This is a genomic window from Marinomonas atlantica (assembly GCF_001639725.1).
In the GTDB taxonomy this organism is placed as follows: Bacteria; Pseudomonadota; Gammaproteobacteria; order Pseudomonadales; family Marinomonadaceae; genus Marinomonas; species Marinomonas atlantica.
The window spans coordinates 331,276-356,740 of sequence record NZ_LTAW01000003.1 but is presented as its reverse complement, the minus strand read 5'-3'; the positions used below and the strand labels follow the sequence as shown (position 1 = coordinate 356,740).

At 42.8% G+C, this 25,465-nt stretch carries 25 protein-coding genes; 5 read left to right on the top strand and 20 right to left on the bottom strand.

The window, feature by feature from the left end:
- Window position 1: 1 nt before the first annotated feature.
- From AYW75_RS18985 to AYW75_RS06800, 3 genes are all read right to left on the bottom strand, one after another.
- On the bottom strand, window positions 2–649 hold the full coding sequence (locus AYW75_RS18985; RefSeq protein WP_067097296.1) for a response regulator transcription factor: 648 nt from the start codon (window positions 647–649) through the stop codon (window positions 2–4).
- 105 nt (window positions 650–754) lie between these two features.
- Window positions 755–2,092 (bottom strand): HlyD family type I secretion periplasmic adaptor subunit, encoded by a 1,338-nt coding sequence (locus tag AYW75_RS06805; protein WP_067097293.1) that lies wholly within the window; start codon window positions 2,090–2,092, stop codon window positions 755–757.
- A gap of 2 nt (window positions 2,093–2,094) precedes the next feature.
- Entirely contained in the window at window positions 2,095–5,388 is a 3,294-nt protein-coding gene (locus AYW75_RS06800) for a type I secretion system permease/ATPase (protein ID WP_331709517.1), read from the bottom strand.
- Window positions 5,389–5,526: 138 nt separating this feature from the next.
- Between AYW75_RS06800 and AYW75_RS06795 the strand changes: the two genes are divergently transcribed.
- Window positions 5,527–5,877, top strand: coding sequence for a hypothetical protein (locus AYW75_RS06795; RefSeq protein ID WP_067097291.1), 351 nt, complete (start codon window positions 5,527–5,529; stop codon window positions 5,875–5,877).
- Window positions 5,878–5,902: 25 nt separating this feature from the next.
- Here the strand turns inward: AYW75_RS06795 and AYW75_RS06790 are convergent, their stop codons facing one another.
- Genes AYW75_RS06790 through AYW75_RS06770 form a run of 5 tightly spaced genes read right to left on the bottom strand, consistent with a single transcriptional unit; the run spans window position 5,903 to window position 10,203 of the window.
- On the bottom strand, window positions 5,903–7,855 hold the full coding sequence (locus tag AYW75_RS06790; protein WP_067097288.1) for a bifunctional diguanylate cyclase/phosphodiesterase: 1,953 nt from the start codon (window positions 7,853–7,855) through the stop codon (window positions 5,903–5,905).
- A 10-nt stretch (window positions 7,856–7,865) separates the two neighbouring features.
- Entirely contained in the window at window positions 7,866–8,558 is a 693-nt protein-coding gene (locus AYW75_RS06785) for a transglutaminase-like cysteine peptidase (RefSeq protein ID WP_067097285.1), read from the bottom strand.
- Between the two features lie 5 nt (window positions 8,559–8,563).
- Entirely contained in the window at window positions 8,564–8,860 is a 297-nt protein-coding gene (locus AYW75_RS06780; protein ID WP_067097282.1) for a DUF1244 domain-containing protein, read from the bottom strand.
- Between the two features lie 12 nt (window positions 8,861–8,872).
- Window positions 8,873–9,478, bottom strand: coding sequence for a tRNA-uridine aminocarboxypropyltransferase (locus AYW75_RS06775; protein WP_082856425.1), 606 nt, complete (start codon window positions 9,476–9,478; stop codon window positions 8,873–8,875).
- Complete coding sequence (locus tag AYW75_RS06770) at window positions 9,478–10,203, bottom strand: pyridoxine 5'-phosphate synthase (RefSeq protein WP_067097276.1); 726 nt, start codon at window positions 10,201–10,203, stop codon at window positions 9,478–9,480. Before AYW75_RS06770 ends, AYW75_RS06775 begins: the two co-directional genes overlap by 1 nt.
- Window positions 10,204–10,334: 131 nt before the next feature.
- On the opposite strand from AYW75_RS06770, the gene AYW75_RS06765 reads away from it, so the two are divergent.
- The 3 genes from AYW75_RS06765 to AYW75_RS06755 all read left to right on the top strand — a co-directional run bounded on the left by AYW75_RS06765 (window position 10,335) and on the right by AYW75_RS06755 (window position 12,021).
- On the top strand, window positions 10,335–11,009 hold the full coding sequence (locus AYW75_RS06765) for a DNA-3-methyladenine glycosylase I (protein ID WP_067097273.1): 675 nt from the start codon (window positions 10,335–10,337) through the stop codon (window positions 11,007–11,009).
- 10 nt (window positions 11,010–11,019) lie between these two features.
- On the top strand, window positions 11,020–11,664 hold the full coding sequence (locus AYW75_RS06760) for a DsbA family oxidoreductase (protein ID WP_067097270.1): 645 nt from the start codon (window positions 11,020–11,022) through the stop codon (window positions 11,662–11,664).
- A 159-nt stretch (window positions 11,665–11,823) separates the two neighbouring features.
- The gene (locus AYW75_RS06755) at window positions 11,824–12,021 is read left to right on the top strand and encodes a (2Fe-2S)-binding protein (RefSeq protein ID WP_067036230.1); all 198 of its coding nucleotides are present in this window, start codon (window positions 11,824–11,826) and stop codon (window positions 12,019–12,021) included.
- 12 nt (window positions 12,022–12,033) lie between these two features.
- Here AYW75_RS06755 and bfr (AYW75_RS06750) read toward each other — a convergent pair whose 3' ends face one another.
- The 3 genes from bfr (AYW75_RS06750) to parC all read right to left on the bottom strand — a co-directional run bounded on the left by bfr (AYW75_RS06750) (window position 12,034) and on the right by parC (window position 15,332).
- Complete coding sequence (gene bfr / locus AYW75_RS06750; protein ID WP_067097267.1) at window positions 12,034–12,519, bottom strand: bacterioferritin; 486 nt, start codon at window positions 12,517–12,519, stop codon at window positions 12,034–12,036.
- 9 nt (window positions 12,520–12,528) lie between these two features.
- Window positions 12,529–12,996, bottom strand: coding sequence for a bacterioferritin (gene bfr / locus AYW75_RS06745; RefSeq protein WP_067036225.1), 468 nt, complete (start codon window positions 12,994–12,996; stop codon window positions 12,529–12,531).
- Window positions 12,997–13,061: 65 nt separating this feature from the next.
- Window positions 13,062–15,332 (bottom strand): DNA topoisomerase IV subunit A, encoded by a 2,271-nt coding sequence (gene parC, locus AYW75_RS06740; protein WP_067097264.1) that lies wholly within the window; start codon window positions 15,330–15,332, stop codon window positions 13,062–13,064.
- Window positions 15,333–15,522: 190 nt separating this feature from the next.
- Here parC and AYW75_RS06735 point away from each other — a divergent pair, with 190 nt between their 5' ends.
- The gene (locus tag AYW75_RS06735) at window positions 15,523–16,194 is read left to right on the top strand and encodes a hypothetical protein (RefSeq protein ID WP_067097261.1); all 672 of its coding nucleotides are present in this window, start codon (window positions 15,523–15,525) and stop codon (window positions 16,192–16,194) included.
- A gap of 2 nt (window positions 16,195–16,196) precedes the next feature.
- Here the strand turns inward: AYW75_RS06735 and AYW75_RS06730 are convergent, their stop codons facing one another.
- From AYW75_RS06730 to mrdA, 9 genes are all read right to left on the bottom strand, one after another.
- Window positions 16,197–17,075, bottom strand: coding sequence for a GNAT family N-acetyltransferase (locus AYW75_RS06730; protein WP_082856424.1), 879 nt, complete (start codon window positions 17,073–17,075; stop codon window positions 16,197–16,199).
- A gap of 276 nt (window positions 17,076–17,351) precedes the next feature.
- The gene (gene lipA / locus AYW75_RS06725; RefSeq protein ID WP_067097258.1) at window positions 17,352–18,311 is read right to left on the bottom strand and encodes a lipoyl synthase; all 960 of its coding nucleotides are present in this window, start codon (window positions 18,309–18,311) and stop codon (window positions 17,352–17,354) included.
- 6 nt (window positions 18,312–18,317) lie between these two features.
- Entirely contained in the window at window positions 18,318–18,956 is a 639-nt protein-coding gene (gene lipB / locus AYW75_RS06720) for a lipoyl(octanoyl) transferase LipB (protein WP_067097254.1), read from the bottom strand.
- 3 nt (window positions 18,957–18,959) lie between these two features.
- Entirely contained in the window at window positions 18,960–19,265 is a 306-nt protein-coding gene (locus AYW75_RS06715; RefSeq protein ID WP_067097250.1) for a YbeD family protein, read from the bottom strand.
- Window positions 19,266–19,283: 18 nt separating this feature from the next.
- A complete protein-coding gene (locus tag AYW75_RS06710) occupies window positions 19,284–20,432 on the bottom strand; it encodes a D-alanyl-D-alanine carboxypeptidase family protein (protein ID WP_067036207.1) in 1,149 nt (382 codons plus the stop codon).
- Between the two features lie 83 nt (window positions 20,433–20,515).
- Window positions 20,516–21,454 carry a septal ring lytic transglycosylase RlpA family protein gene (locus tag AYW75_RS06705; protein ID WP_067097246.1) on the bottom strand — a complete coding sequence of 313 codons (939 nt, stop codon included), beginning with the start codon at window positions 21,452–21,454 and terminating at the stop codon, window positions 20,516–20,518.
- Window positions 21,441–22,469 (bottom strand): lytic murein transglycosylase B, encoded by a 1,029-nt coding sequence (mltB, locus tag AYW75_RS06700; RefSeq protein WP_067097243.1) that lies wholly within the window; start codon window positions 22,467–22,469, stop codon window positions 21,441–21,443. The genes AYW75_RS06705 and mltB overlap by 14 nt, the downstream gene beginning before the upstream one ends.
- Window positions 22,469–23,590: a rod shape-determining protein RodA gene (rodA, locus tag AYW75_RS06695; protein ID WP_067097240.1), complete on the bottom strand. Its 1,122-nt coding sequence runs from the start codon at window positions 23,588–23,590 to the stop codon at window positions 22,469–22,471. Before rodA ends, mltB begins: the two co-directional genes overlap by 1 nt.
- Window positions 23,587–25,464 carry a penicillin-binding protein 2 gene (gene mrdA, locus AYW75_RS06690; protein ID WP_067097237.1) on the bottom strand — a complete coding sequence of 626 codons (1,878 nt, stop codon included), beginning with the start codon at window positions 25,462–25,464 and terminating at the stop codon, window positions 23,587–23,589. Before mrdA ends, rodA begins: the two co-directional genes overlap by 4 nt.
- Window position 25,465 lies beyond the last annotated feature (1 nt).

Sequence of the window (25,465 nt, the reverse complement as noted above, 5' to 3'; positions counted from 1 at the left end):
ACTATGAGCTGCCACGCTGAACCAATAAAGCAAGTGCCAAGCGATCTTTGACATTTAGCTTTTTAAAGGCTGCCGTTAAATGCGCTTTTACTGTCCTTTCAGTAACCTCTAAATCGCGGGCTATTTCTTTATTAGAAAGGCCCTCCGCAATCAGTTTTGCAACATCCACCTCACGCTCAGATAACAGCTCTGATCCAACGAAATTAGTGGTACACTCGAGCAGTTTTTCAGGCCGTGATGCCCCAGAAGACTGCTTAATAAGCTGTTGGATAAACTCCTTACCACCCCAAATTTCACCAGCAGATACTACCGACAACACCAACCGAAGCTGCTCTTTAGCAATATAAGGCGAACATTGGCCATTAATGCCCATAGAAAGCATACGGATAGCAGCTGATTGACTACTCAGATAAGGAAAAGCGAGAATTTTTAAAGATGGAAAAAACTGACGTAAAGCAACAACATCTTCAACTTTAGCTGAAAAACCATCGTCATCTAAATATACAAAACAGTACTCGTATGAACCGTCCCGTAACAACTCTGCAGTCTCATCAAAACCATGACTCTGAATGAGCTGACCATGCCCTTCAAACACTTTAATCCAGTGTTCAAAAACTGACTCATTCGTATTCCAGCACAGTACGTTCAAGATCTGCCCCTCGGTCTATTCTCAGTAACTTCATTCTATTAATGAAAGCCGTCTAACTATGTTAACTTTTGTTAAAATAACTAAACACAGATCAACATTTTGTAACTACCTTTCACGTAACGCATTTTGCTGGGCTTTGAAAATTGGCTTAAGTAAGTAATCTAAAACTGTTTTCTTACCTGTTATTATATCGACTGTAGACTGCATACCTGGAATGATCGCCAAAGGCGCAGAATCCGACCCTAGGAAGTTTTTATCAGTCCGCACACGAACCATATAAAAACTATTACCTTCTTCATCTATAATGGTGTCTGCAGAAATATTTTCTACTCTAGCCTCTAACCCACCATATATAGAGAAATCATAAGCAGACAATTTAACAACTGCAGGATAATTTGGTTGAATAAAGCCAACATCTTTAGGATTAACCTTTGCTTCAATAAGCAAAGAGTCTTCCATTGGCACGATTTCCATAAGGGTCATGCCAGGCTTAATCACACCACCTACAGTATTGATCTGCAGCTGTTTCACAATCCCCTTTACAGGCGACTTTACTAACGTACGATCAACTTTGTCTTCCAAAGAGACACTTGATTCTCTAAGTTGATCTAATTGCGCTCTAACATCTGTTAACTGCTCTTGTGCTTCAGCTCGAAACTTCGCATTGCTTTCAGCTAGTTTTGTACGAGCCTCTTCCAAAGCAGATTTTGCTCGAGGTAAAGCCAAACTGGTCGCTTGAAGATCTCCTTGCAACTGATTAACTTGTCTTTCTAGTTGAAGCATCTCAACCCTAGAAACAGCGCCTCGCTCAAATGCAGGGCGAGTTAAACGTAGCTCTTCACTAGCCAACTCAAAAGTACTTTGTAAATTTCCGAGCTTAGCTTGCTGCTCAACAATTTCTTGTTCTCTTTGTGCAATCTGTTGCTCAAATACAGCTTGATTTGCTCTTAATGAAGCCAATCTATTATCATAAAGAGCCTCTTCTCGTCTTACCACATCAGGATATTCCTGACGCATCCCCATCGAGAACAATGGATCTCGCCCACTTGCTTCTGCTGCCAATCGAGAAGCGCGCGCCATTAAATTCATACGCTCTACTTGCTGCTCACGTAGTGAGGATAATGCTTCTGTGTTTTCTATGGTCATTAATAACTGGCCTTCTTCAACCATTTGACCAACTCGAACACTGGTTTCTTTTAAGATACCACCCTCAAGATTTTGAATGACTTGGACTTGGCTAGATGGAATGACAGTACCTTGACCTACTGTAACTTCATCGATGGCAGTGTAGTTTGCCCACAACAATGCGGCACTCACAAACAAAAATACACACCATAAGATAATACGGCCACCACGAGGAGCCTTAAGCATAATCGCAGCATTTCGATCACTTAGGAAAGATAAGTCAGTTTGAGAAACCTTAGCCTTATTCTTGCTAGACATGATTAACTCACCTTCAACTTACCTTGACGCAAAGCTTCTAATACATGAGCTTTAGGTCCGTCAGCTAAAATACGACCATTATCCATAACAACAACTCGATCAACCAAATCTAACATAGAGGATTTATGTGTAATGAGGATAAGTGTCTTGTCCGCAATTACGTTAGCAAGTCGACGCCTCATTCTAGCTTCTGTAGTATTGTCCATTGAAGCTGTTGGCTCATCTAAAACAAGAATATTTGGATCAAACAATAGTGCTCTTGCAATAGCAACACTTTGCCGCTGACCACCAGATAGGTGTTGACCACGCTCACCCACTACACTGTCTAATCCGGAAGCTTTACGGTTTGCAAATTCAGACACACCAGATAATTCAGCAGCTCGAATAATAGCCTCATCTTCAATAAATGGAACGCCAAAGCAAATATTATCTTTAATTGAACCATAGAAGAGCGAAACATCTTGGGATACCGCCCCAACATTGCGACGTAAATCCACTGGGTTAATCTGTCGCATATCAATTCCATCAGCTCGAAGCGCTCCTGATTTTGGCTCATATAAACCCATCATCAATTTACCAAGTGTTGATTTCCCCGATCCTATTCGCCCAATAATGGCAACTTTCTCACCTGACTTAATATGCAGATTTATGTCACTAACAGCTTCTTGCTCCTGTTCTGGATAGCAGAAAGAAACAGCATCAAATTCGAAGCTTCCATCAAACTTAGCACGATGAACAAATTTCATATCATCTGGCTGCTCAACAGGCGAAGCCATAATATCTTTGAGACCTGTGTAAGCAGACTTTGCATGATTATAACGTGCTGCTAAACCTGCAAATTGTGCCATTGGCGACAATGCTCGGCCCGTCAACATAACACATGCAACTAAAGCCCCCATGCTCATTTCATGCTCTGCGATCATGTAGACACCTACTACAACCATAGCCACTGTAGTCATTTGCTGAGCAACCATGGCAAAAGATGAGCATGATTGTGCAAGTTGGCGTGTTTTTAGCCCCCAATCAGAAATATTACCTACGGCCTGCTCCCATTGTTGCTGTAATGTACCTTGAGCATTATTAAGCTTCACCATTTCTGCATTAGATAAGCTCTCAATTAGGACCGCATTTTTTTGCATTGACGTTTTTTGACCCTCTTCAATTGACCGCTTTAATGGCCCTTGAATAGCCAATGAATAGGTAAATACAGCTATGATCGTAATAATTGGTATGAACCCCACAGGCCCACCAATCAAGTAAATAATGCTTACAATCAAAAACATAAATGGAATGTCGACCAACGTGGTAACAGACGCAGACGTAATGAAATCGCGAATACTTTCAAAGTCTTGTAGGTTTTTTGCAAACGCCCCGACCGAGCGGGGGCGAGAAGCCATAGTAATATTATTTACTTTGGAAAAAATTGCTGCTGACATCAATATATCGGATTTTTTACCTGCAACATCAATAAAATAAGATCGCAATGAACGCAGCAAGAAATCAAAGCCATAAACAACTGTCGCACCAATAGCTAGCACCCACAAAGTATCGAATGCATTATTTGGTACAACTCGATCATATACATTCATCACAAACAAAGGACTAGCAATGGCAAACAAATTAATTAATAAAGAAGCAATGATGACATCACGGTATATACGCCATGAAGAGGTAAGAGTGCTCCAGAACCAATGCTTACCACCAATCTGCACATCAGCAGCAGCCATTGAGCGCTTATCGAAACGAAATTGTGGACGTATAAAAAAGCAATAGCCTGTATATAAATCAACAAGTTGAGTCAAAGGCAAATACACTTCACCTTCGCCAGATTCTGGCATAAACACTTTAGCTTGACTATTTTCGGCGTCAATTTCCAACAGCACACACGCTTGGTTATCTTCTAACAACAACACAACAGGAAGAAGCACTTGCGCAATTTTTGGAATTGGCCTTTTCACAAATCGAGTGACGAAACCAACTTTATTCGCAGCTCGCATAAACAGCTCAGGCGTCATACCACTGTCAGAAACAGGTAGCCCAGAGCGAATGCCATCAGCGGAATACGGATTATCAAAATGCTTAGTCAGACTCACAAGACAATCTACAAGAGGATCTACAGATTCGAGCTTTTCTAAATGCTGATACCACTTGGATTTTTTCTCTTTCGCTTCAGGTTGCCCCAGCTTGTCATCATTACCTGCCTCTAATTCTTCATGACTCTGCTCTGAAGCATTAATTGATTCTTTATCTACATTTGAATAGGCTTTGTCGGTACCATTACTCTCCCCAATTTGAGAATTATTATCACCTTTCTCCTCACAGCTTGAAGTTTTATGATCTTTAAGTTCAGACTGCACAGAAGTTTTTTTCTCAATTTTTTCAGTAGGCTTAGACACTTGAGTTGAGGAAGATAAATTCTGTACTGAGTGCTGATGTGCTTTAAAGACTTTTACTCTCTTCTGCTGCGGTTTTTCTGAAGCCACCTCAGGTTTGTTAACTTGCACTGTACCAACAGTGATTTTTCGCTTAGGTTTATTAGAATCAGCAGCATTCGACTTATCAGTTTGATTTAATTCTGATTTTTTTGGAGTGGATTGAGCTTTGATAGCAAGTTTAGAAGAGTTAGATTCTGCCCCAACTGAGCTTTCTGTTTTCTCAGATATCGATTTTTTTTCATCGCTTTTTTGGGTTTCAACAGCAGTGGGGCGATTAAGGATTTTGCTTTTCGGAACTGTCTTAAAAGCAAGCACACGTTTATCTTTGTTCGGCTTAGAAGAAGATCTTAATGGAGCCGTTACATCCGATCTTTTATAAGATAAATCTTCTGTATTCTTACTCTGATTTTTTACGTCAACAGCATCTGACTTTTCATGACTATCAGCTAACAATACATCTTTAGCTTTCTTAAACAACGTGCCGTCTAAATCAAATAATGATGGTTCAGTCTGACTACTATTTTGAGTCTTAACTCTATCTAGACTCAGCGAAGCCGTCCTTTCCGATTTTGCATCACGTGAACCTAGTGTACTAGGTTCTAAGGAGAACAACGCATCACTTAACTCTGTTTTTTTAGACGAAATAGACCCTGAAGTACTTTCAAAAGAGTCTTCACGAATAACTTTACCTTGAGAATCATCACTTTCATCATATGGCATTTCGGAATCCTTTTCGAGATTCAACCAAGAATGAGCGTTCTCCTTAAGACGCTCTTGTCGTGATTTAGAAGCAGAGTTTTGCTCTTTTTGCGCCTCATCGCTAAGTTCGTCTGTCTGTTTCTTTTTCCAAAATAGTGACATATCAAACACACTCTACCGATAATCTAACAATATTCAGATAGGAGTATCTGACTACTACTGGCTAGATTAAAATATGAAACATACAATACTAGTAATATTGTATAACGGCCACATTGCTTAAAACTAAAGGAATCTATCATGCTCTATGCAAAAATTAACTCACAGGGGTCAATTTTAGATGTCGCACCTTATCAAGACGACGAATACTCTGTATTAGTTGCTCCAAATGACCCTTACGTGGCTGAAATTCTTGCCGCTAAAATTAGTCAAGAATCCTCTCAAGACCTACTAACCTCTTCCGACCAAGATATGATGCGTGTATTAGAAGACTTGATCGATTTATTGACAGACAAAAGGCTTATACAATTTACTGAGCTACCCATGGCTGCGCAGAAAAAACTATTAAGCCGAAAATTTGTACGTAGTATCCATTCAGGTAATAACGACACCTTAATTGGCGAAATTCGTGATGACGACGCCTTGATTTAAAAACTACCATAACACGGCTCTACAACTAGTCATCAAAATCCACAGGCCTTCCTATACCATAACCTTGTAGGCCTCTAATATCAAAACGCTTTAATATTTCAGCTTGTTTGTCTGTTTCCACACCCGTTGCAATGACGTCGATATTCAAGCTGTTAAACATCTTACACAGCGTGTGCATGAAAAATGATTCTGATTCTTTGCCAATTGCCATTTTTGTATAAGATGGATCTACTTTGACATAATCAGGCATCAAATTTTGTAGATATTGAAACGCTGAGAACTGCTTGCCAACATTATCTATACCAAATTTTACCTTATGTCTTTTCAACGTTTGTGCCAGTAAAAAAGCATGATCTTCCGCACCTAAGACGCTTTGCTCAGACACTTCAAATGCTATTTTTTGCTTTAGCTTATCAGGCAACTCTTGAAGCTTATTATCTAGCCAACTTACAAACGATAATTTTGCATAGCCAGATGCTGATAAATTAACGACATAAGGACCAACGTCAGTCGACCTTTCAATAGCATCAATTACTCGTTGAATAATCACTTGATCAACTTGCTCGCCCAAATCGAACTGTTCCGCTAAACCAATAAAATAGCCCGCATGATAATGCTTACCTTCAAATTCTAAACTGGCATAAAGTTCTTGTTGTAACGAAATGTTAAGATCATTTGCTGAAGCAACTGCCTGACGACGCAACACAAAGCTTTTATTCGCTATGGCGTATTCCAGCATGTCTTTCCACGCCATACGACCAATAGCCATCTGTTGACCCATATCTGAATCAAATACACTAAACTGATTTGCACCAGCCTGTTTTGCTGAGCGCAACGCGGCATCAGCTTGCGCCATGGCATTAGAACGCTCAACTGAGGCATCAATAACCACTGCGCCAATGTTTGCAACAGCATCAGAGTAGCTGATACGCGCACCCACCAATTCATGCAAATCCGCCATGATGGCACCAACAAGCCCTTTCAGTCGTTCCGTTTCAATGTTCGGAATAAGGGCAACGAAATCTGCACCATTAAGACGAGCAAGCGTCGCATTAGGAAAGCTCAATAGATGCTTTTCAAGCACCCCTGCGGCAGTACGAATGAAATTATCCGCCGCCTCATACCCCATTTCATTATTAATTTTGGATAAATCCAGTAAGCTCAATAAAGCCAAACCATCATACGTCCTGTCACTATCTGCAAAGTGGGCAGAGACCTGACTTTCAAAGAAGTTTCGGTTACCCAAACCACTAACTGGATCTTTAAATGCTTTTGCTTGGAGCCACTGAGCCGTTTGAGCTTCGGCCGCAAATTCTCGCTCTAGATTTGCTGCCATTCGATTCATTGATTCAACCACCGATTTAAGCTCACGCGTTTTTGGCAAATTCTTCATTTGGATGAAACGACGCTGTTGAATGGCCTCCGCCTGTTTTTCAACTTCTACCAGCGGTTTAAATAGCCATCTAAGCATTAACCCCCCCAGCAGTACACAAGCGGCTCCAATGGCAAGAAAGGATAACAATAAGTCTCGTGACGCCAGCCAAAGCTGATAGTAGCCATAGCCAGCGCTACCTGTAACGTAAACTTGACCAAGTTCGTTCCAGCCATTAGAAATCACGGCTTTTGCTGTAGGGACATCAAAATCAATAACATCCGTAAACCAAGTGGGGACACCTGAAACCTTGATGGCATTACTGCGTACAATATTTTCATCTGTGGCATAGGCGTGTATTCTCACTTCAGAGAAATAACCACTGTCAAACACGGCATTCACATAACTTTCGACAGACGTATAATCCTCAAGCGCCATGAAATCGGAAACCTGCATACTTAGGGTCGTTGCAGAATCCTGAGTTGTAGAGCGTAACTGATCTATCAAATAACTTTTAGTTGTCTGGAAATTAATCGCCATGACCACCACAAGCATCAGAGACAGCAGTAAAACAATAGTAATAAGTAATTGTCGAAAAAGTGTCACGAGTTGTCTCCTAGCCTTCTAAATCCGTTAATCGGTTATTTAAATCTGTCCATAAGCTCAGTCGTGAAGAGCCGCCTACCAGTTGACCGCGCCCTTTCTCCTTTGATAACCATAAGTTTTCAGCATTAAAAGAGTATATCGGTAATAAATCTTTTCGCTGAACCGCAGGTTTAATGGTTTTATCTAAATTATCGAGTAGAACAGGTACAGATGTTGGAGTGTGGTAGTATGCCAACACCATATGGTGTTGATTAAGCTTTAGTGCCTTTACATACACTAGCCTGAGTTTTTCATCTGGAACGCCTAACTCACGCAAGGCGAAATATTTGGCAATAGTAAAGTCTTCACAGTCTCCACCACCTGTAGCAAGGAACTCAATGGGGGTTGCCCAATAATCATTTTTGCCCCAGTGTTGCTGATCACTTACAAACTGCAACATATTAAAGAAGATATTTACATTTTGTAACTTTTGACCGACGGAGAGCCCCTGCGATTCTTCCACCGTTCGCCGCCAAGCCATAATTCTAAGCTCTGCCCGCGGGCCATACTGAGCGCCTATGCGTTTTGCTAAGTTGACATACTTTTGCGATACATCAGCACTCAGAACCGACACTTCTACTGCACTTAATAAAAACAAAACAATTAGCCCACAATTAAGCCAATTAATCTTTTTTAGTTTGTAGCGTAGAAGCGATACTGTCATGCAAATTAATCTTTAGGGGCGTTCTTTGCAAAATCAGACAACTGCTCTGCTGATGCTTTACCTTGATACTTTGCTTTCCAGTCGGCATAAGGCTCCTTATAGATCACTTCACGAGCTTGCTCATAATCCATTTCTACACCTCGCTCTTGAGCTGCAGCGGCATACCACTTGCTCAAACAATTTCGACAAAAACCCGCTAAGTTCATTAGATCAATATTCTGCACATCTTTGCGTTCATCTAAATGCTCTACCAAACGACGAAACGCAGCGGCTTGAACTTCTAACTCGGTTTGTTTATCCACGAATACCTCTACTTAAGAGCGCTGTTTATGCTCTTGTGGTTGCTGTGACCATTGTAGTGCGATCGCCGCACTAAAAAAGTGTCTTAATTTAGAGATTTGTAACATTCCTAAACACTCCAACCCATAAGCTGCGGCTTCGAACGACGATAATGCCAAGTTGTTTGGCGACTTACGAATATCATACTTTGAAACGGGTGGCGTTAAAAAATGCACTTGCCTATACCTCAATAACATTGACTCAAGCAACATCATTCTTTTTGCTTTTGGCCACGTGCCATCCAGCAGGATTAAATGTTTGACCTTAGCTTTATCACTTTGTTCGATCGTTTCTAGACCCTCAGAACAACCACTGGGATATAGCAATAAGCTGTTATCGGCATCAACGCTTTGAAAAAAATTGCTCATTTCTTCGGCATCTTCAAAACTTACAATGACAGTCTTTAAATAGCACAAAGCAAATAAACGAGCCGTATTCTTCGCGTGCTTTGCCTCGTGCTTATCTTGTATCACCCAAACAGTCATGTCGCCTTCTAAGCTGACGATTAAATGGCAAACGCACTGCCCTAATGGATAACCACAATGCAAGCACGTTACTCGCTTACTAGAAGGGCTTGTCATTAAGACAATATTTCTAGATATTTCTTAACAACATTATCCCAGCCACTATCCAAGGCTTCTATCGTTAATGCGTGCCCAATAGACACTTCAGTTATACGTTTGCCTGCACACAACAAAGCTACATTTTCCAAATCTAAATCATGGCCGGCATTAACACCAAGCCCTGAATCCAACGCGGCTTGAGCAGCGGCTTGATATTGCTGATTAATCTGTTCAATTCGATCGGTATGATAAGCATTCGCATACGCTTCGGTATACAGTTCTACACGATCCGCACCAACCGCTTTAGCCAGCGCCATGTTTTCTGGAATTGGATCCATAAACAGTACAACTCGTATATTTTTTTCTCTTAACTTAGCAACTACTGAACGCAATGCATCTTGGTCACGAGCCACATTCCAACCATGATCTGAAGTCAATTGATTTGGGTCGTCTGGCACCAAAGTACATTGATCCGGCTCTACTTCAAGCACCACTTCAAGGAATTTTTCGTCCGGGAATCCCTCGATATTCAATTCACGACCAGGATACTGTTTTAGAAGCTCTTTAATATCATAAGCATCACGATAAGTGGCATGACGTTGGTCTGGACGCGGATGAATTGTGATGCCAAATGCACCTAGATCTAAGGTTCGCTGTGCCATGGTCAACATACTTGGGTAATCTCGGCCACGAGAATTACGTAATAGCCCAATTTTATTTAGGTTTACACTTAGGTGAGTCATGTTACTTCCTATCAATACATTATCCCTAAAGTATACGCGATACCCCCCTATTACTTTAAGAATTAAATTCCACGGATCAACCGCATAGCATCACCTATGATACACTTTGCCAATGAAATAAGGAGCAGAGTGTGACTTACGAACATTTCGATCTAATTTACGATCGCGCCATTTCAAGATTTAACAGCGAAGCGCTATTACAGACTAATCTCGCAACCCCAAAAACCACTGAAGCACTCATGAAAATAGGGGACGATCGCTGGTTAGCCGCTTTTACGCAGAAAGTGTTTCAATCGGGCATGAACTGGCAAGTCGTCAGTAATAAATGGCCTAACTTTGAAGACGCATTTTTCGGCTTTGACATTGAAAAGATGTTACTCATGCATGATGAAATGTGGGAAGAGAAAGCCAAAGACCCTAAAATCATTCGTCACTTTGGCAAAGTCATGACCATTCGCGAAAACGCCATCATGATGTCAGAAATACAAGCCAAACACGGCTCTTTCGCAAAATTTATCGCCGAATTCCCAGAAAATAACATTGTCGAACTTTGGCTGTACCTTAAAAAACAAGGTGCTCGTTTAGGCGGTAACACGGGCGCATATACACTTCGTATTATGGGTAAAGATACCTTTTTACTAAGTAAAGACGTTGAAGGTTACCTGAGAAATCATGGGATCATCACCACGGGACGTGATACACAAAGCGCCCTTAAAGCAGCACAACAAGCATTCAATCACTGGCACGAACAATCAGGCCTGCCCTACTGTCAAATCAGTCAGTGCATCGCCTTTAGCGTAAATTAACGGAGAAAACATGGCCGACTTAACCATCGATATCGTCGCTGACCCAATATGCCCATGGTGTTACCTAGGCTACACACGCCTCAAAGCCGCTATTGAGCACTTGGGCGATGACTTTCGCTTTGATATTCACTGGCTTCCATTTGAGCTACACCCTGACATTCCAAACGCTGGTGTATCACGTACGCAGTATTTAGGGCAAAAATTTGGCAGCCAAGAAAAGCTTAACGAAGTATCTCACGCATTACAGAATGTAGGCTATGAAGCTGGATTAGAGTTTAACTTCACTGACGATGATCTTATTCCAAACACTAAACTTGCCCAACAATTTGTCGCCCAAGCTAGCCGTATGAGTTTGGCAACGCCTATGATGACCGCTTTGTTTTACGCCTATTTTACCAAAGGTGAAAACATTGGCGATGCAGCGGTTTTGAGCAGAATTGCGAAAGAAGTCGGACTGCAAGATGAAGACGTCGAAGACGCACTGTCTCGCGAAGCGGAGTTATTGGTTGAGGAGAAGATAGAGCGCTTGAATAGACTACAGATTGAATCTGTACCCACTTATATCGTCAATGAAAAGTACTTGGTTCAAGGTGCTCACCCACCAGAGACGTTTGCCGAAATATTAACGGACATCAATAAAGAAAATGACGCCTAGGCGTCATTTTTTATGCCTCTTAAATCCAGCACATACCAAAAAACTCAAATTTAATAAAATCTATCAAATTCTCTCTCTAAATTGATTTTATTTTATTGATAATAGTTATCATCCCACATAGAATCGAAGATAAATCGAATTGAGAGTGATTTTCATTTTATGTATGTATGTCTTTGTAACGCAGTCTCTGATAAAGCTATTAAGAACTCGATTGCCAATGGCGCTACGACGATGCGCGATCTTTACAGTGAGTACAATCTTGGAAAACAATGCGGTAAGTGCTGTAAGGATGTGAAGGGAATCCTTAACGAGGAGCTCCTAAAGCTGGCAGACGAGCTCCTCGTTAAAGTGGCTTAATACTTCAATAGATTAATGATCTATTGAAGACTCACCCATTTGCGACTGTAAGTAGTTTTGCAAACCTGCCGTTTTGATAAGATTTTGCTGAGTTTCAAGCCAATCAATTTGCTCTTCCTGCTCATCCTGGATTTTCTCCAGCACTTCGCGACTCATAAAATCTTTCTTCTCTTCACATGCTTTCACACCGGACTGCAAATCAGGAAGTGTTGCTAACTCAAATGCCATGTTTGAAGCAATCATCTCTTCTGCATCTTCACCAATTCGCAGACGACCTAAATCTTGTAAATTAGGCAATCCCTCTAAGAAAAGAATACGCTCGATCAAACGATCCGCATTTTTCATTTTTTGGATCGAGGTTTTGTAATCTGCTTTATCAAGCACATCAAAACCCTGATCTTTGAACATACGAGCATGAAGGAAGTATTGGTTAATTCCAACTAGCTCATTAGCCAACACCTTATTCAAGCTGGCTATTACCTCGCGATCACCTTTCATGCAGGCTCCTTACATCTGGGATTGAATGTAGTTTTGTTCACCGATGGTGTCCATCAAACGTAGTTGCTTTTCAAGCCAATACACGTGATCTTCTTCTGTGTCGTACAGAAGCTTTTCAAGCATTTCACGCGTCTGGTAATCACCTTCTTCCTCACAAATAGCAATCACATTACGCGCACACGTCACAACCTCAAGTTCAAGTGTTAGGTCATTTTTCATCATTGATCGTACATCAGTACCCACCAACAACTCACGACGCTTAGTCATGCATGGAACACCTTCCAAGAAAAGAATTCGCTTAATCAACCAATCAGAATGGTCTTTTTCTTCATCCATTTCATGGTTTAGGCGCTCATACAGTTTGCTAAGTCCCCAATCATCATACATTCGCGAATGGATAAAGTATTGATCGATAGCCGCCAGCTCGTTTTCTAGCAACATATTTAAACTATCGATTACTTTTTGACTGCCTTTCATTGGGCTTCCCTCTTTGTTGTAAAGGCTACTTACCCGTAGCGCTAAATAGATTTAGTGTCAGCTTCTTAAAGCTCACTCGACTTGCCTTCACCCACTTTTATCTCCAGCAGATCGACACGCTGGAACCCTCTTGGTAATTTAAGCCCACGGCGTCCACGCTCGCCAATGTAGTCTACCAATTCTTTTTCCGCAAAAGACATGAAACGCTTGCCACTGTGCACCATCAGCAAGTCATCCGGTTGGATTGAACTCATGGCGCAGACCCACTCCTCACGTTCTTTTGCTCTTGCCGAAGAAATACTCAGCATTTTATTACCTTTGCCCTTCGCCATCTGAGGTAGTGACGCCACGCTAAAGGCCAACATTCTACCTTCATTTGAAACAACTACAGCCCTAGCTGTTTCAGGGTCGAGAACCTTAACTGGTGGCAGTACTTGCGCGTTAGCAGGCAAACTTAAGGTTGCCTTACCTGCTTTGTTTTTCGCATGTAAATCACCCAGCTTGGATACAAAACCATAACCCGCATCAGAGGCAATTAAGTAATAAGCCTCATCATTATCCAATGTTGCCGCAACAATGTGTATATCTTTCTCTAAACTGATACGACCTGTTATCGGCTCCCCCTGACCACGTGCCGATGGCAAGGTATGGGCTTTAATGGAATACGTCCGCCCATTGGACGCAAACAATACTAACGTCTGATTAGAGCGACCTTTTGTAGAAAGCAAAAACTCATCGCCAGATTTATAGCTTAATCCACGCTCATCAATGTCATGGCCCTTCGCAGCACGAATCCAACCTTGTTTAGACAGGACTACGGTAATTGGATCGTTTGACAACAAATCCTCTTCACTGAATGCTTGTGCTTCTTTACGCTCTACAATAGGTGTACGACGGTCATCTCCGAAATCGTTAATTGCTTCTTCAATTTCACCAATGATCAGTTTTTTCAACTTAGCGTCGGAGGCCAAATACCCCTCAAGTTGCTTACGCTCTTTCTCTAGTTCATCTTGCTCACCACGAATACGCATTTCTTCAAGCTTGGCAAGATGACGTAATTTCAGTTCCAAAATTGCTTCAGCTTGCGTATCTGTTAAGCTGAAACGCTCCATAAGAACAGGTTTTGGTTTGTCTTCACTGCGGATAATCTCGATCACTTCATCGATATTCAAAAAGGCGGTCAGTAAGCCCTCTAAAATATGTAAACGCTTCAGCACTTTATCTAAACGGAACTCAAGTCGCCTGCGCACGACACCAATGCGAAAACGCAACCACTCGGATATAAACGTTGCCAGCGGTTTAACTTGAGGCAAGCCATCTAAACCAATCACATTCATATTGACACGATAGGATTTTTCTAAATCCGTCGTCGCAAATAAATGCGTCATGACACTTTCAACATCAACTCGATTAGATTTCGGTACGATGACTAGCCGAGTAGGATTTTCATGATCCGATTCATCACGTAGATCCACCACCATTGGTAGCTTTTTGGCCTGCATTTGTGCCGCCATTTGCTCCAGCACTTTACTACCAGATACTTGATGCGGTAGCTCGTTTACAACGATTTCACCTTCTTCAACAGTGTATCGAGCGCGGGCTTTAATTTGCCCTTTACCCGTTTCATAGAGTTTACGTATGTCATCACGCGGGGTAATAATTTCCCCCCCGGTCGGGAAATCAGGCCCTTGTACAAATTCAAGCAAATCATCCAAATTTGATTTCGGATTTTTCAACATATGAATACAGGCTTGACCCACTTCACGCAGGTTATGCGGCAAAATATCGGTTGCCATACCCACCGCAATACCGGTGGTACCGTTGAGTAGCAAATTGGGTAAACGAGCAGGCAGAACCGCAGGCTCATTAAGCGTACCATCAAAATTAGGCATCCAATCGACCGTGCCTTGGTTCACTTCCCTTAGTAATACATCCGCGTATTTTGACAGGCGTGACTCAGTGTAACGCATGGCAGCAAACGATTTAGGGTCATCCGGTGCGCCCCAGTTTCCTTGGCCATCTACTAACGGATAGCGGTAAGAAAAAGGCTGTGCCATTAACACCATGGCTTCATAACACGCGCTGTCACCGTGCGGATGAAACTTACCTAATACATCACCAACGGTACGAGCCGATTTTTTGTACTTCGCCGTTGCTTTTAAACCCAACTCACTCATGGCATAGACAATACGTCGCTGCACAGGTTTAAGACCATCACCAATATGAGGCAGGGCACGGTCTAGAATCACATACATGGAGTAGTTCAGGTACGCTTTCTCAGTATAGTCTTTGAGAGAAAGCGTCTCATTGGCTTCAAAGTCTGTCGTGTCACTCAAAAGCGTATTCCTTTCTTAAACGATTCGTTAAGCAAAAAGCCTAAAGATTTCGATAACTTAAATAATTTCATCTACTATAATCAGGCACTATTGTCGCTGCAACCGTTGTCCTTAATGAATTAGTTATTGGTCGATTTTTTCTTTAGCATGTACACTCAATAGTAACGGAGCCTATCGTAAGCGGATCATTATGAAAGCAACTTTTGGACAAGACAGCTGGCAGACCATCATACATCACTCGGATAGGATGCGTGTCTATGAAATCCAACTTGCTATGAATGAGCATGCCAATCACAATTTTGCCTTTCCTTTTGATAGTTTATTGACCGTTACGGATGGCCAAGTCTTTTTAGAGTCTTCTATCGAGGAAACCACTCTAAAAGCCAATCAAGCGGCTTGGCTCACCCATAATCAAAGCATACGTTGTGTGGCTGTATCCCCGATCGCTCGGTTATTTATCATTGTTTTCACCAATCAAACGTCACGTCACAAAGAAAAATTCGAACGCTTTGCCAGTGGTACAGAGCATAAACATGAACTCGGTAGTGGTATTACCAATTGGACAGTCGAAAACAAAACTCTAGGGAAAATTGAGTGGGTTATGCTGCCAGCTAACCATATCGAGTCCGCTTATTATTTAAAAGATTCAGAACAGTTTATCCTGCCACTCAATCATGATGACTCACTTAGTATTATTTATGATGATGAGCGCCAAAAAACCATTATTAAGTCTGGAATCATCATTGAGCAAGGACGCTCTCGCAGCTTAGTTAATCAAGCAAATAAACCCATTACATTTTTAAGCGTTAGCACGCCCTACCCTAAACACAGCCGTATTTTAAAATTAAAGGGGGCTCGTTGATTTTAACGTAGTGTTAGAGCCGTCAGCACATGGTCTTCCCATTGCCCATTGATCTTTAAATAATGCTTTGCAATACCTTCTTTTTCAAACTTTAAACGCTCCAACACGGCAGCGCTTTTATGATTTCTAGGCATATAACACGCTTGTATTCTGTCGATATTTAGCTCTTTAGAAACGTGCTGAATACCCGCTTCGAGGCATTCATTCATATACCCTTGACCCTGTATATCTTCCGCCAAGCTATAACCTAAAAAACAGGACTGAGAAATCCCTCGAACAAACTGTGAATAATTGCTGTAGGCCAACATGCGATCTTGCTCTGAGTTAAGTAAACACAAGACACAGCCCTTATCTTCGATAAAATCTCGACGCATCTCTTTTACCCGAAGACGACAGGTTTCATCGGAGTAGTAATCTTCTCCACGCTGAGGCTCCCAGCTGACTAAATGCTCGCGCTGCTCATTCACATAGGTTTTCAGTAAAGGCGCCTCACTTTCATCAAGAAGCTTCAACACACCTCTCGCCGTTTTGATGACAGGAAAACGACCATTGTCCTGCCAACTTTTACCGTTCACAACTACTTTCTCCTTTCGCACTTCCATCAGCTTTACACTGTAACGATCAAACCAAAACTGCACGCCAATCGACAGTGTTCTGATCATCATCGTATGATTCATCCAAGCGGTCGCTTGCTCTAATGTTGCCCAATAAAATATCAGTTGAGAACACGCTTCAGCACTCCATTCACTGTACAAAAAACCTTCTTGATCCGCAGCAAGCTCGATGACTTTCTCTGTCATAACGCGAAACATAATGTCATCACGCAATGGAGAAGTCGTTATACTAACGGCGTAGTAAGGCGACACAAAATTATTGTCCATACATCTAGATTCCCAATTACCCTATAAATAATGAACCAAGTATCCGGCTCTTTGTCTACACTTAAACCGTCTGAGATTATGGATAATGAGCTAAGTCTCGGCGTGGAAGTGCTCCAATACGACTTCTAAGTGTACATTAGCTCCGTCATAAATTTGACGCTTCCCCTTAGCGTCAATATGGAAAGCTTTTAGCCCACCTCGAATGAGGTGGGCTTTTTTCCATAAAAAAAGCGAGGCGCAATACGCAACCTCGCTTTAAAAACCCAGTAAACGGTTTTAAGAAACGCGTTCACCGTGAGCTTGTTTGTCGGCATGGTAAGAGGAACGCACCAATGGGCCACAAGCTGCGTGCTTAAAGCCAAGCTCTTTCGCGACTTGCTCGTAGCGCTCAAACTCTTCTGGATGCACAAATCGATCCATTGGGAAGTGATGCTTTGAGGGTTGCAAGTACTGACCAATCGTTAGCATGTCAACGTTGTGGGCACGCAGGTCTTTCATGACTTCGACGATTTCTTCGAAAGTCTCGCCCATGCCTACCATCAAGCCAGACTTGGTTGAAACATCTGGGCAACGCTCTTTGAATTTTTTCAACAGATCGAGCGACCACTGATAATCTGAGCCGGGACGCACTTGACGATACAAACGCGGGATCGATTCTAAGTTGTGGTTGAAGACATCCGGTGGTGACACCTGAAGAATATCTAACGCTACGTCCATACGGCCACGGAAATCGGGCACCAGTGTTTCGATTTCAATCGATGGGCTTTGTTCACGCGTGTGATCAATACAATCGACAAAATGCTGAGCACCACCGTCACGTAGATCATCACGGTCTACCGAGGTAATCACGACGTACTTCAGTCGCATATCACGAATCGCAGCAGCTAATTCTTTCGGCTCATCTGGGCTTAACGCATTCGGGCGACCATGTGCCACATCACAGAAAGGACAGCGGCGAGTACAGATATCACCCATTATCATAAAGGTAGCCGTACCGTTGGAGAAACATTCGCCTAGATTAGGACAATTCGCCTCTTCGCAAACAGACGCTAACTTATGTTCACGCAAGGTACTTTTAATACGTGCAATTTCTGGTGAAGCCGGCATACGCACACGCAACCAGTCAGGTTTACGCGGGATTTCTTCTGTAGGGATAACTTTTACAGGAATACGCGCCATTTTGTCGGCACCACGAAGTTTTTCACCCTGTACAACTCGCTTTTGCTGAGTAGTCATTCTTATTCACCCTTGTTGGATAATCGGATGAGAGTATCCGAGACGTTCAGCCAATACATTGGCAAGCTGAACTTTAACTTGCGTCATCTTGGTATCTGACTGCAAGCGCTTCATATCAATCATTTGTAAGCCTTGGTAGCCACACGGATTAATACGCAAAAATGGAGAAAGATCCATATCGACATTTAAAGCGACACCATGAAACGAGCACCCTCTTCGCACTCGTAAGCCAAGCGAAGATACTTTCATTTCATTGACATAAACACCAGGAGCATCTGCTTTAGGATAGGCTTCAATGTTATGTTGCTTCAATACGTCGACAATCGAGTTTTCGATCAATGTGACAAGGTCACGCACACCGATTCCCAATCGCTTTAAATCAATCATAATGTAAGCAATCAGCTGCCCTGGGCCATGATAGGTCACTTGGCCGCCTCGATCAGCTTGAACAACGGGGATATCACCTGCATCCAGCAGATGCTCAGCCTTACCCGCTTGCCCTTGAGTAAACACGGACGGGTGCTCGAGCAGCCAGACTTGATCGGGATCTTCTTTCGTACGAGTCTGGGTGAAATTTTTCATTTCTTCCCAGGTCGACTCGTAGGGCACCACACCTAAGTCGCGGCACAATATAGAATTAGGCATGAATCACATAACCATTTTTACGACATCAACAGCCATGAGATCTTTATGCAAACGCGATAAGTGGTCTTCACTTTGCGCAGTGATGCGGAAAGTAAAGCTTACAAAGCGCCCTTTAGAAGACACATTCTTCCTGATCGCTGAATCATCAAGTTCCGGTGCATGCAGGCGCACACACTCAAAAACATTGAGATGCGTGTCATCACTGTCGATTGCGACAACTTTAATCATATAGTTGTCGCAAGGAAACTCGATTTTAGGGGCATCTGGCGCTTCCTTGGCAACAACACCGTTTTGATTAATTAAAGCCATTTTTGCTGCTAACCCTTTTTAGAACAAGTTCATAAAGAACAATTTAACTTTATCGAATAAACGTTTGAAGAAGCCGCCTTCAGAAACTGGCTCTAGTGCTACTACGTCACGCTCAAGCAAAATATTTTCGGGCGTACCGACAATAATTTTACCCAGTACATCACCTGCGGCAATAGGCGCTTCAATTTCAGACTTAAGATCCAAAGAAGCAGGAATAGAATCCGCATTTTGACGTGGCATGGTCACCAATACGTCTTCAGAGAAACCAACTTTTACCGTATCAACTTCACCACCCCATACACGCGCATCGCTCAAAACTTGGCCTGCACTGTATAGTTTACGTGTTTCATAGTAACGGAAGCCGTAGTTCAAAAGTTTTTGCGTTTCTGCTGCTCGGGCTTCTGTAGAGCTTGTGCCCATAACAACGGCGATCAAACGCGTACCATTACGAACTGCGGACGCGGCTAAACAATACCCAGCGGCTTCAGTATGACCTGTTTTCAAGCCATCTACTGTTTTGTCACGCCACAGTAGTTTGTTTCGATTCGGCTGACGAATGTCGTTATAGGTAAAGTATTTCTCAGAATACAATTCGTAATTTTGCGGGAAATGCACAATTGTCGCACGCGATAATAAAGCAATGTCTAAGGCGCTTGAATAATGCCCTTCTGCAGGAAACCCCGTTGAGTTTACGAAGTGCGAATTGTTCATGCCCAATAGTTTTGCATGTTGATTCATCAAATCGGCAAAGGCCGCTTCGCCACCCGCAATGTGCTCAGCAACGGCCACACTCGCGTCGTTACCAGATTGAATAATAATACCGCGCATCAGGTCTTCAAGACGGACTTGAGTACCTTCACGAATAAACATACGCGAACCTTCCATACGCCATGCTGTTTCGCTAATAGTGACCTGATCATTCATTGAGATGTTGCCTTTAGCAAGCTCATACTCAGCAATGTAAGCGGTCATCAGTTTCGTTAAACTCGCAGGTGGTAGCTCCTCACGACTATTATGTTCAACCAGAACATCGCCTGTATAGGCGTCCATTAACACGTAACTGTTCGCGGACAGTTGAGGTGGCGCAGGAATCAGTGATGGTGCAGCTTGCGCTACAGAAACCATGAAGGAAATTGTGATGATAAAAAGAGATAACAGTCGTTTCATATTTTTTAAACGTCTTAGCCTAATCCGTGATGACAGGAATGATACTAAAGGGAGCTAGGAATCTCTAGCCTCGATAAAATTCTCTAAGGAGCTAACGCGACTTTTACACTTTTGCCAAAGCCGGCTTGCTCAAGTTTTTGCTGCCAGCCTGACAGCAGTTGATCACTTTCGTAAGGTCCAACCAGAACCTTATATAAACCATCATCCGCATGCAGTACTTCGATATTAATCGATGTATCAAAACGCTCAAATAATTTTTGCTTAAGCCTTTCAGCTGAGTTTTTTTGCGAGAACGCGCCCATCTGTAAATGACTAAACAACAAGTCATTTGACAATCCTTTTGATGCCGAAGGCACATTATTGACTGCCACAGAAGGCTTAACTACCGCCACCGCTGGTGTAGAGACCACTGGTGTAGCGGCAGCAGAAGCGACATAACGCTGACCAGGTTTAGGGGTAATGGCTTCAACACGAACCCGAGCCAATCCTTTTTTGTGATAGCCCAAACGCGCTGCAGCAGCATAAGATAAATCGATCAAACGATCTCCATGAAAGGGGCCTCGATCGTTTACACGGACGACTACAGAGCGCTGATTAGCTAGGTTGGTCACTTTTAAAAAGGTCGGTAACGGCAATGATTTATGCGCTGCTGAAAACGCATACATGTCATAAGTTTCCCCATTTGATGTCTTATGACCATGGAATTTCTGACCGTACCATGACGCAGTACCCTCTGCTTTGTAGCCTTCCGCCGAATTCATTACATAGTACTTCTTTCCCCAAACCGTGTAAGGGGACTTATTGCCACCACGACTTTTGGCTTCATACTTTGGAATTAAATCAGGCAAATGGTCAACTTTGATATCACCACTTGGGGCGTGATCCTGCAAAATGCTGTAGCGACCACCCCCTGAAGCCTTCTCATAGTCAATTGAACCACTTTTACCACCAATATGCTCAGTACTCATACAACCGGTCAGGCCAATGACAGAGATTAAGCCAAAGTATTTAGCCACCTTCATGCTGTGCAATCCTATTCGCTAATTCTAAAACAGACATGGCATAACGGCGACTTGGGTTGTAATCCATGATCGTGAAAAAATTCTCGTAGGCGAGCCAGTAGTCGACCTCCTCCTCACTTTCACGCAGCCCAATTAAGCCCGTTTTACCTGCTGCATAATCTGTTGTGGCCCATACACCTTTGGTACTCCATTCATTCATAGAATACAGCGGCGCTCGGCCTTTATTTACAAGCTCTGATACTTGCTCAGGTTGATCAACACGTGCTGGGATTGCAGCGCGCTGTTTGTATTGCCAACCATGATGACGTAAATAATTGGCAATACTGCCAATAGCATCGGCCTCAGAATTCCAAAGATCGATCCGACCATCTTGGTCATAATCCACAGCAAGTTTCATATGGTTACTTGGCATAAATTGCACCATACCCAACGCACCACTATAAGAACCTTTGGTTTCCCCTAAAGTCCAGCCTTGGTTTCTAGCTAACAGCAAGTAAGCTTCTAGCTCACTTTTAAAATACACACCACGTCTAGGGTAATCAAAAGACAACGTGGTAAGCGATGTAAATACATCGCGGTTACCCGTTATTTTACCATACGCAGTTTCTACACCTAGCAAAGCAACAATGACTTGCCAATCAACACCGTAATCTCGCTCAGCCTGCTCTAACCAAGCTTTGTTTCGCTGAGCGAACTTGACGCCTTGTTGGACACGATAAGGATCAATAAAGTTCACACGATATTTGTGATAAGGCGTGAGTACCTCTGGCTGATTATTTGATTTAGTGATTACCTGCTCTCGTTTGTAGGTATTAGAGAACATTGATAAAAGCAAGTGACGATCATAGTTATGCTGGCTCGCCATCTTATTGATGAATTTCTGAACTTCGGGTAAATCACTGTATGGCACACTTTTCACGACTCCAGGAGTGGGTTGTGCCTCTACATGATTACTCACTGTAGAGCAGCCATACAATCCAATTGCCAAACTAATGGCCAACACTCTCGTAAACATTACCTTGCCCTTTTATGAGTTTGAATCGACATTAAAATTCCGAATGTCGCCATGATGGTAATGATGGATGTACCACCATAGCTCACAAGAGGTAACGGTACACCTACAACCGGTAAGATCCCAGAAACCATGCCAATATTTACAAACATATACACAAAAAACGTTAACGTAATACTGCCAGCTAATAATCGAGCATAGTTATCCTCAGCGTATGCAGCAATAAACAAACCCCGAGCAATTACCAGCAAATACGCGCACATAAGCAAAGCACACCCTACCATGCCAAACTCTTCCGCCAATACGGCGATAATAAAGTCTGTATGACTTTCAGGGAGGAAATTTAACTGTGCCTGAGTCCCTTCTAGAAAACCTTTACCGTGCAGTCCTCCAGAACCAATGGCTGTTTTCGACTGAATGATGTTCCAGCCAGATCCAAGTGGATCGCTTTCTGGGTTTAAAAACGTCAATACTCGTTGCTTTTGATAGTCATGCATAACATGCCATAAGCAGTAGCCTGCAATGGGGGCTATAGCCGCCGCCCCCAAAATATAAAGCCAACCTATACCGGCTAAAAACAAGGCGAATATTCCCGAAACACCGACCAACAGAGCCGTCCCCAAGTCGGGCTGCTTTGCCACCATCAAAGATGGCACAGTAATGATCACTAACACCGTTACTATTTCTTTCAAACTCGGTGGCAATTGTCGATTCGCGAAATACCAAGCAACCATCATAGGCATGACAATTTTCATAATTTCAGAAGGCTGAAACCGCAGTCCTCCTGGTAAAGCTAGCCAACGCTGGGCACCTTTGGCACCTACCCCAAATAACAATACACAAACCAGCAAACCAACCAAGAAAACAAATAAAAATGGAGAGGCTCTTCGCATGTACTTAGGTGGTAATTGAGCTAAAGCAAGGCAAACAACCATACCGATGCCTAAACGAATTAATTGACGCTCAACCATTGCTACGTTTTGCCCCGAAGCCGAGTACAAAATAAATAGGCCTCCCGACATTAAAATCAGCAGTGCTACCAATAGCAACACATCAACATGTGTCAAACGCCACAGTCGAGCATTGGTGAACACCAATATGCGCTGATAAAACTGCAAACTCATCGGCTCGGTTCCTTGAAGTAGTCGTATTCTTTCGGGTATTTGTCGTATAAATACGCATCAAACAGAGCTTTTGTTAGATCCGCTGGCTTAGAACTACTGCCACCATTTTCGAAAATAGCAAACACAGCGATTTTCGGGTCATCTGCAGGCGCAAAACCGATAAACAAAGCATGATCATGAAGGCGCTTATCTAAATTATCAGCGTCATACTCTTCATCCTCTTGTAGACTAAATACTTGACCCGTCCCCGTTTTACCCGCGATTTTATAATCCGCTCCCTGTAATCGACGGCCAGTACCACGTGAGTCTGTTACAACTTTCTCCATGGCATTGACCATACGCTCCCAATTACGTTGATCTTTAAGCTTAATCTCATGTTCAACACCATCGTTACCTTGAAACGTTGCAGGCTCATCAGCAATCTGACTTACCATTCGCGGATAGTACATATGACCACGAGCGGCCATAGCTGCATTGGCAGTGGCTATTTGAATGGGCGTAGCCACCATAAAACCTTGACCGATACCTACGTTTACTGAGTCACCTGGATACCAAGGCTCTTTGTATCGCGCCTTCTTCCACTCATTAGACGGCAGCAAACCGGCGCTTGCGCCATTTAAGTCCAAAATAGAAGTTTGTCCGTAACCGAACTTTGATAAGAATGTGTGAATCGGCGTAATGCCCATTTTATGGGCTAGTTGATAATAATAAGTATCTACAGACTCAATGATCGATCGTTCAAGATCTATCCAGCCATGGCCCCCACGCTTCCAGTCTCGGTAACGTCGTCCATTAGGATTAATTTGATAGTAACCACGAGCATAATAGGTCTCTGTCCACGAAGAGAAACCATATTCTAATCCTGCCAACCCCATGAAAGGCTTGATTGTCGAGGCTGGAGGATAGCCACCACGTAGAGCGCGGTTAAACAGAGGCAAGCGTTTATCTTCTCTAAGTTCAGCATATTTACTAACGGAAATGCCGCGCACAAATGCATTGGGATCGAAGCCAGGTTTGGACACCATAGCAAGCACACCGCCATTACTAGGATCAATGGCTACGACCGATCCTTTATAATTTCCTAACAAATCGTAAGCATACTGTTGTAACCGGGCATCCATGTAAAGATGGAGATCTTTTCCAGGGGTAGGGTTTTGACGCTCAATTTCAGACATAATCCGTCCACGAGCGTTTACTTCAACTTTTGAGATACCTGGATGACCAAAAAGCGTAGACTCGTAATATTCTTCAATTCCTGTTTTACCGATAAACAGCGCACCTTGATAAGCCGCTCGATCAACTCGCTTAAGATCTTTAGCTGTAATTCGTCCCACATAGCCAACAGCATGAGCAAACGCTTCGCCAAAAGGATAATAGCGCGTTAACTGCGCCTCAACTTGAACACCGTCAAGTCGATAAAGGTCAACAGATACTTTGGACCACTCTTCATCTGAAAGTTGAGATTTCAAAGTAATGGATTGATATGGACGACGATAGTCTTTCAAGCGGTCTTCATAATCGGCCCACTCTTCATCGGTTATATCTATCGACTCATTCAATGCTTCTTTAAGTTTAGGAAGACTAAGCGCTCGCTCAGGAATCACTGTTAGACTGTGTATAGGACGGTTGTCAGCCAGCACTACGCCATTACGATCAAAAATAAGACCTCTAGGCGGAGGCTCAGTAATTAGCATGACACGATTGTCATTTGCTTTCGTTTGATACAGCTCGTGCTCGACAACTTGTAGATAAAATAAGCGCCCCATTAATACGCCAACCATCATCAACACAAAGATCGCGGCGACGACTACCCTACTTTTGGTCAGGGAATGTTCTTGACGATGATTTCGAAAAACTTGATGATGCTTGCCCACA

Bases quoted from the DNA above. Each gene is read 5' to 3' on its own strand.
- AYW75_RS06805 (WP_067097293.1), bottom strand. From the start codon at position 2,092: ATGTCTAGCAAGAATAAGGCTAAGGTTTCTCAAACTGACTTATCTTTC.
- AYW75_RS06800 (WP_331709517.1), bottom strand. From the start codon at position 5,388: ATGTCACTATTTTGGAAAAAGAAACAGACAGACGAACTTAGCGATGAG.
- AYW75_RS06795 (WP_067097291.1), top strand. From the start codon at position 5,527: ATGCTCTATGCAAAAATTAACTCACAGGGGTCAATTTTAGATGTCGCA.
- AYW75_RS06785 (WP_067097285.1), bottom strand. From the start codon at position 8,558: ATGACAGTATCGCTTCTACGCTACAAACTAAAAAAGATTAATTGGCTT.
- AYW75_RS06775 (WP_082856425.1), bottom strand. From the start codon at position 9,478: ATGACAAGCCCTTCTAGTAAGCGAGTAACGTGCTTGCATTGTGGTTAT.
- AYW75_RS06770 (WP_067097276.1), bottom strand. From the start codon at position 10,203: ATGACTCACCTAAGTGTAAACCTAAATAAAATTGGGCTATTACGTAAT.
- AYW75_RS06760 (WP_067097270.1), top strand. From the start codon at position 11,020: ATGGCCGACTTAACCATCGATATCGTCGCTGACCCAATATGCCCATGG.
- AYW75_RS06755 (WP_067036230.1), top strand. From the start codon at position 11,824: ATGTATGTATGTCTTTGTAACGCAGTCTCTGATAAAGCTATTAAGAAC.
- bfr (WP_067097267.1), bottom strand. From the start codon at position 12,519: ATGAAAGGTGATCGCGAGGTAATAGCCAGCTTGAATAAGGTGTTGGCT.
- bfr (WP_067036225.1), bottom strand. From the start codon at position 12,996: ATGAAAGGCAGTCAAAAAGTAATCGATAGTTTAAATATGTTGCTAGAA.
- AYW75_RS06735 (WP_067097261.1), top strand. From the start codon at position 15,523: ATGAAAGCAACTTTTGGACAAGACAGCTGGCAGACCATCATACATCAC.
- AYW75_RS06730 (WP_082856424.1), bottom strand. From the start codon at position 17,075: ATGGACAATAATTTTGTGTCGCCTTACTACGCCGTTAGTATAACGACT.
- lipA (WP_067097258.1), bottom strand. From the start codon at position 18,311: ATGACTACTCAGCAAAAGCGAGTTGTACAGGGTGAAAAACTTCGTGGT.
- lipB (WP_067097254.1), bottom strand. From the start codon at position 18,956: ATGCCTAATTCTATATTGTGCCGCGACTTAGGTGTGGTGCCCTACGAG.
- AYW75_RS06715 (WP_067097250.1), bottom strand. From the start codon at position 19,265: ATGGCTTTAATTAATCAAAACGGTGTTGTTGCCAAGGAAGCGCCAGAT.
- AYW75_RS06710 (WP_067036207.1), bottom strand. From the start codon at position 20,432: ATGAAACGACTGTTATCTCTTTTTATCATCACAATTTCCTTCATGGTT.
- AYW75_RS06705 (WP_067097246.1), bottom strand. From the start codon at position 21,454: ATGAAGGTGGCTAAATACTTTGGCTTAATCTCTGTCATTGGCCTGACC.
- mltB (WP_067097243.1), bottom strand. From the start codon at position 22,469: ATGTTTACGAGAGTGTTGGCCATTAGTTTGGCAATTGGATTGTATGGC.
- rodA (WP_067097240.1), bottom strand. From the start codon at position 23,590: ATGAGTTTGCAGTTTTATCAGCGCATATTGGTGTTCACCAATGCTCGA.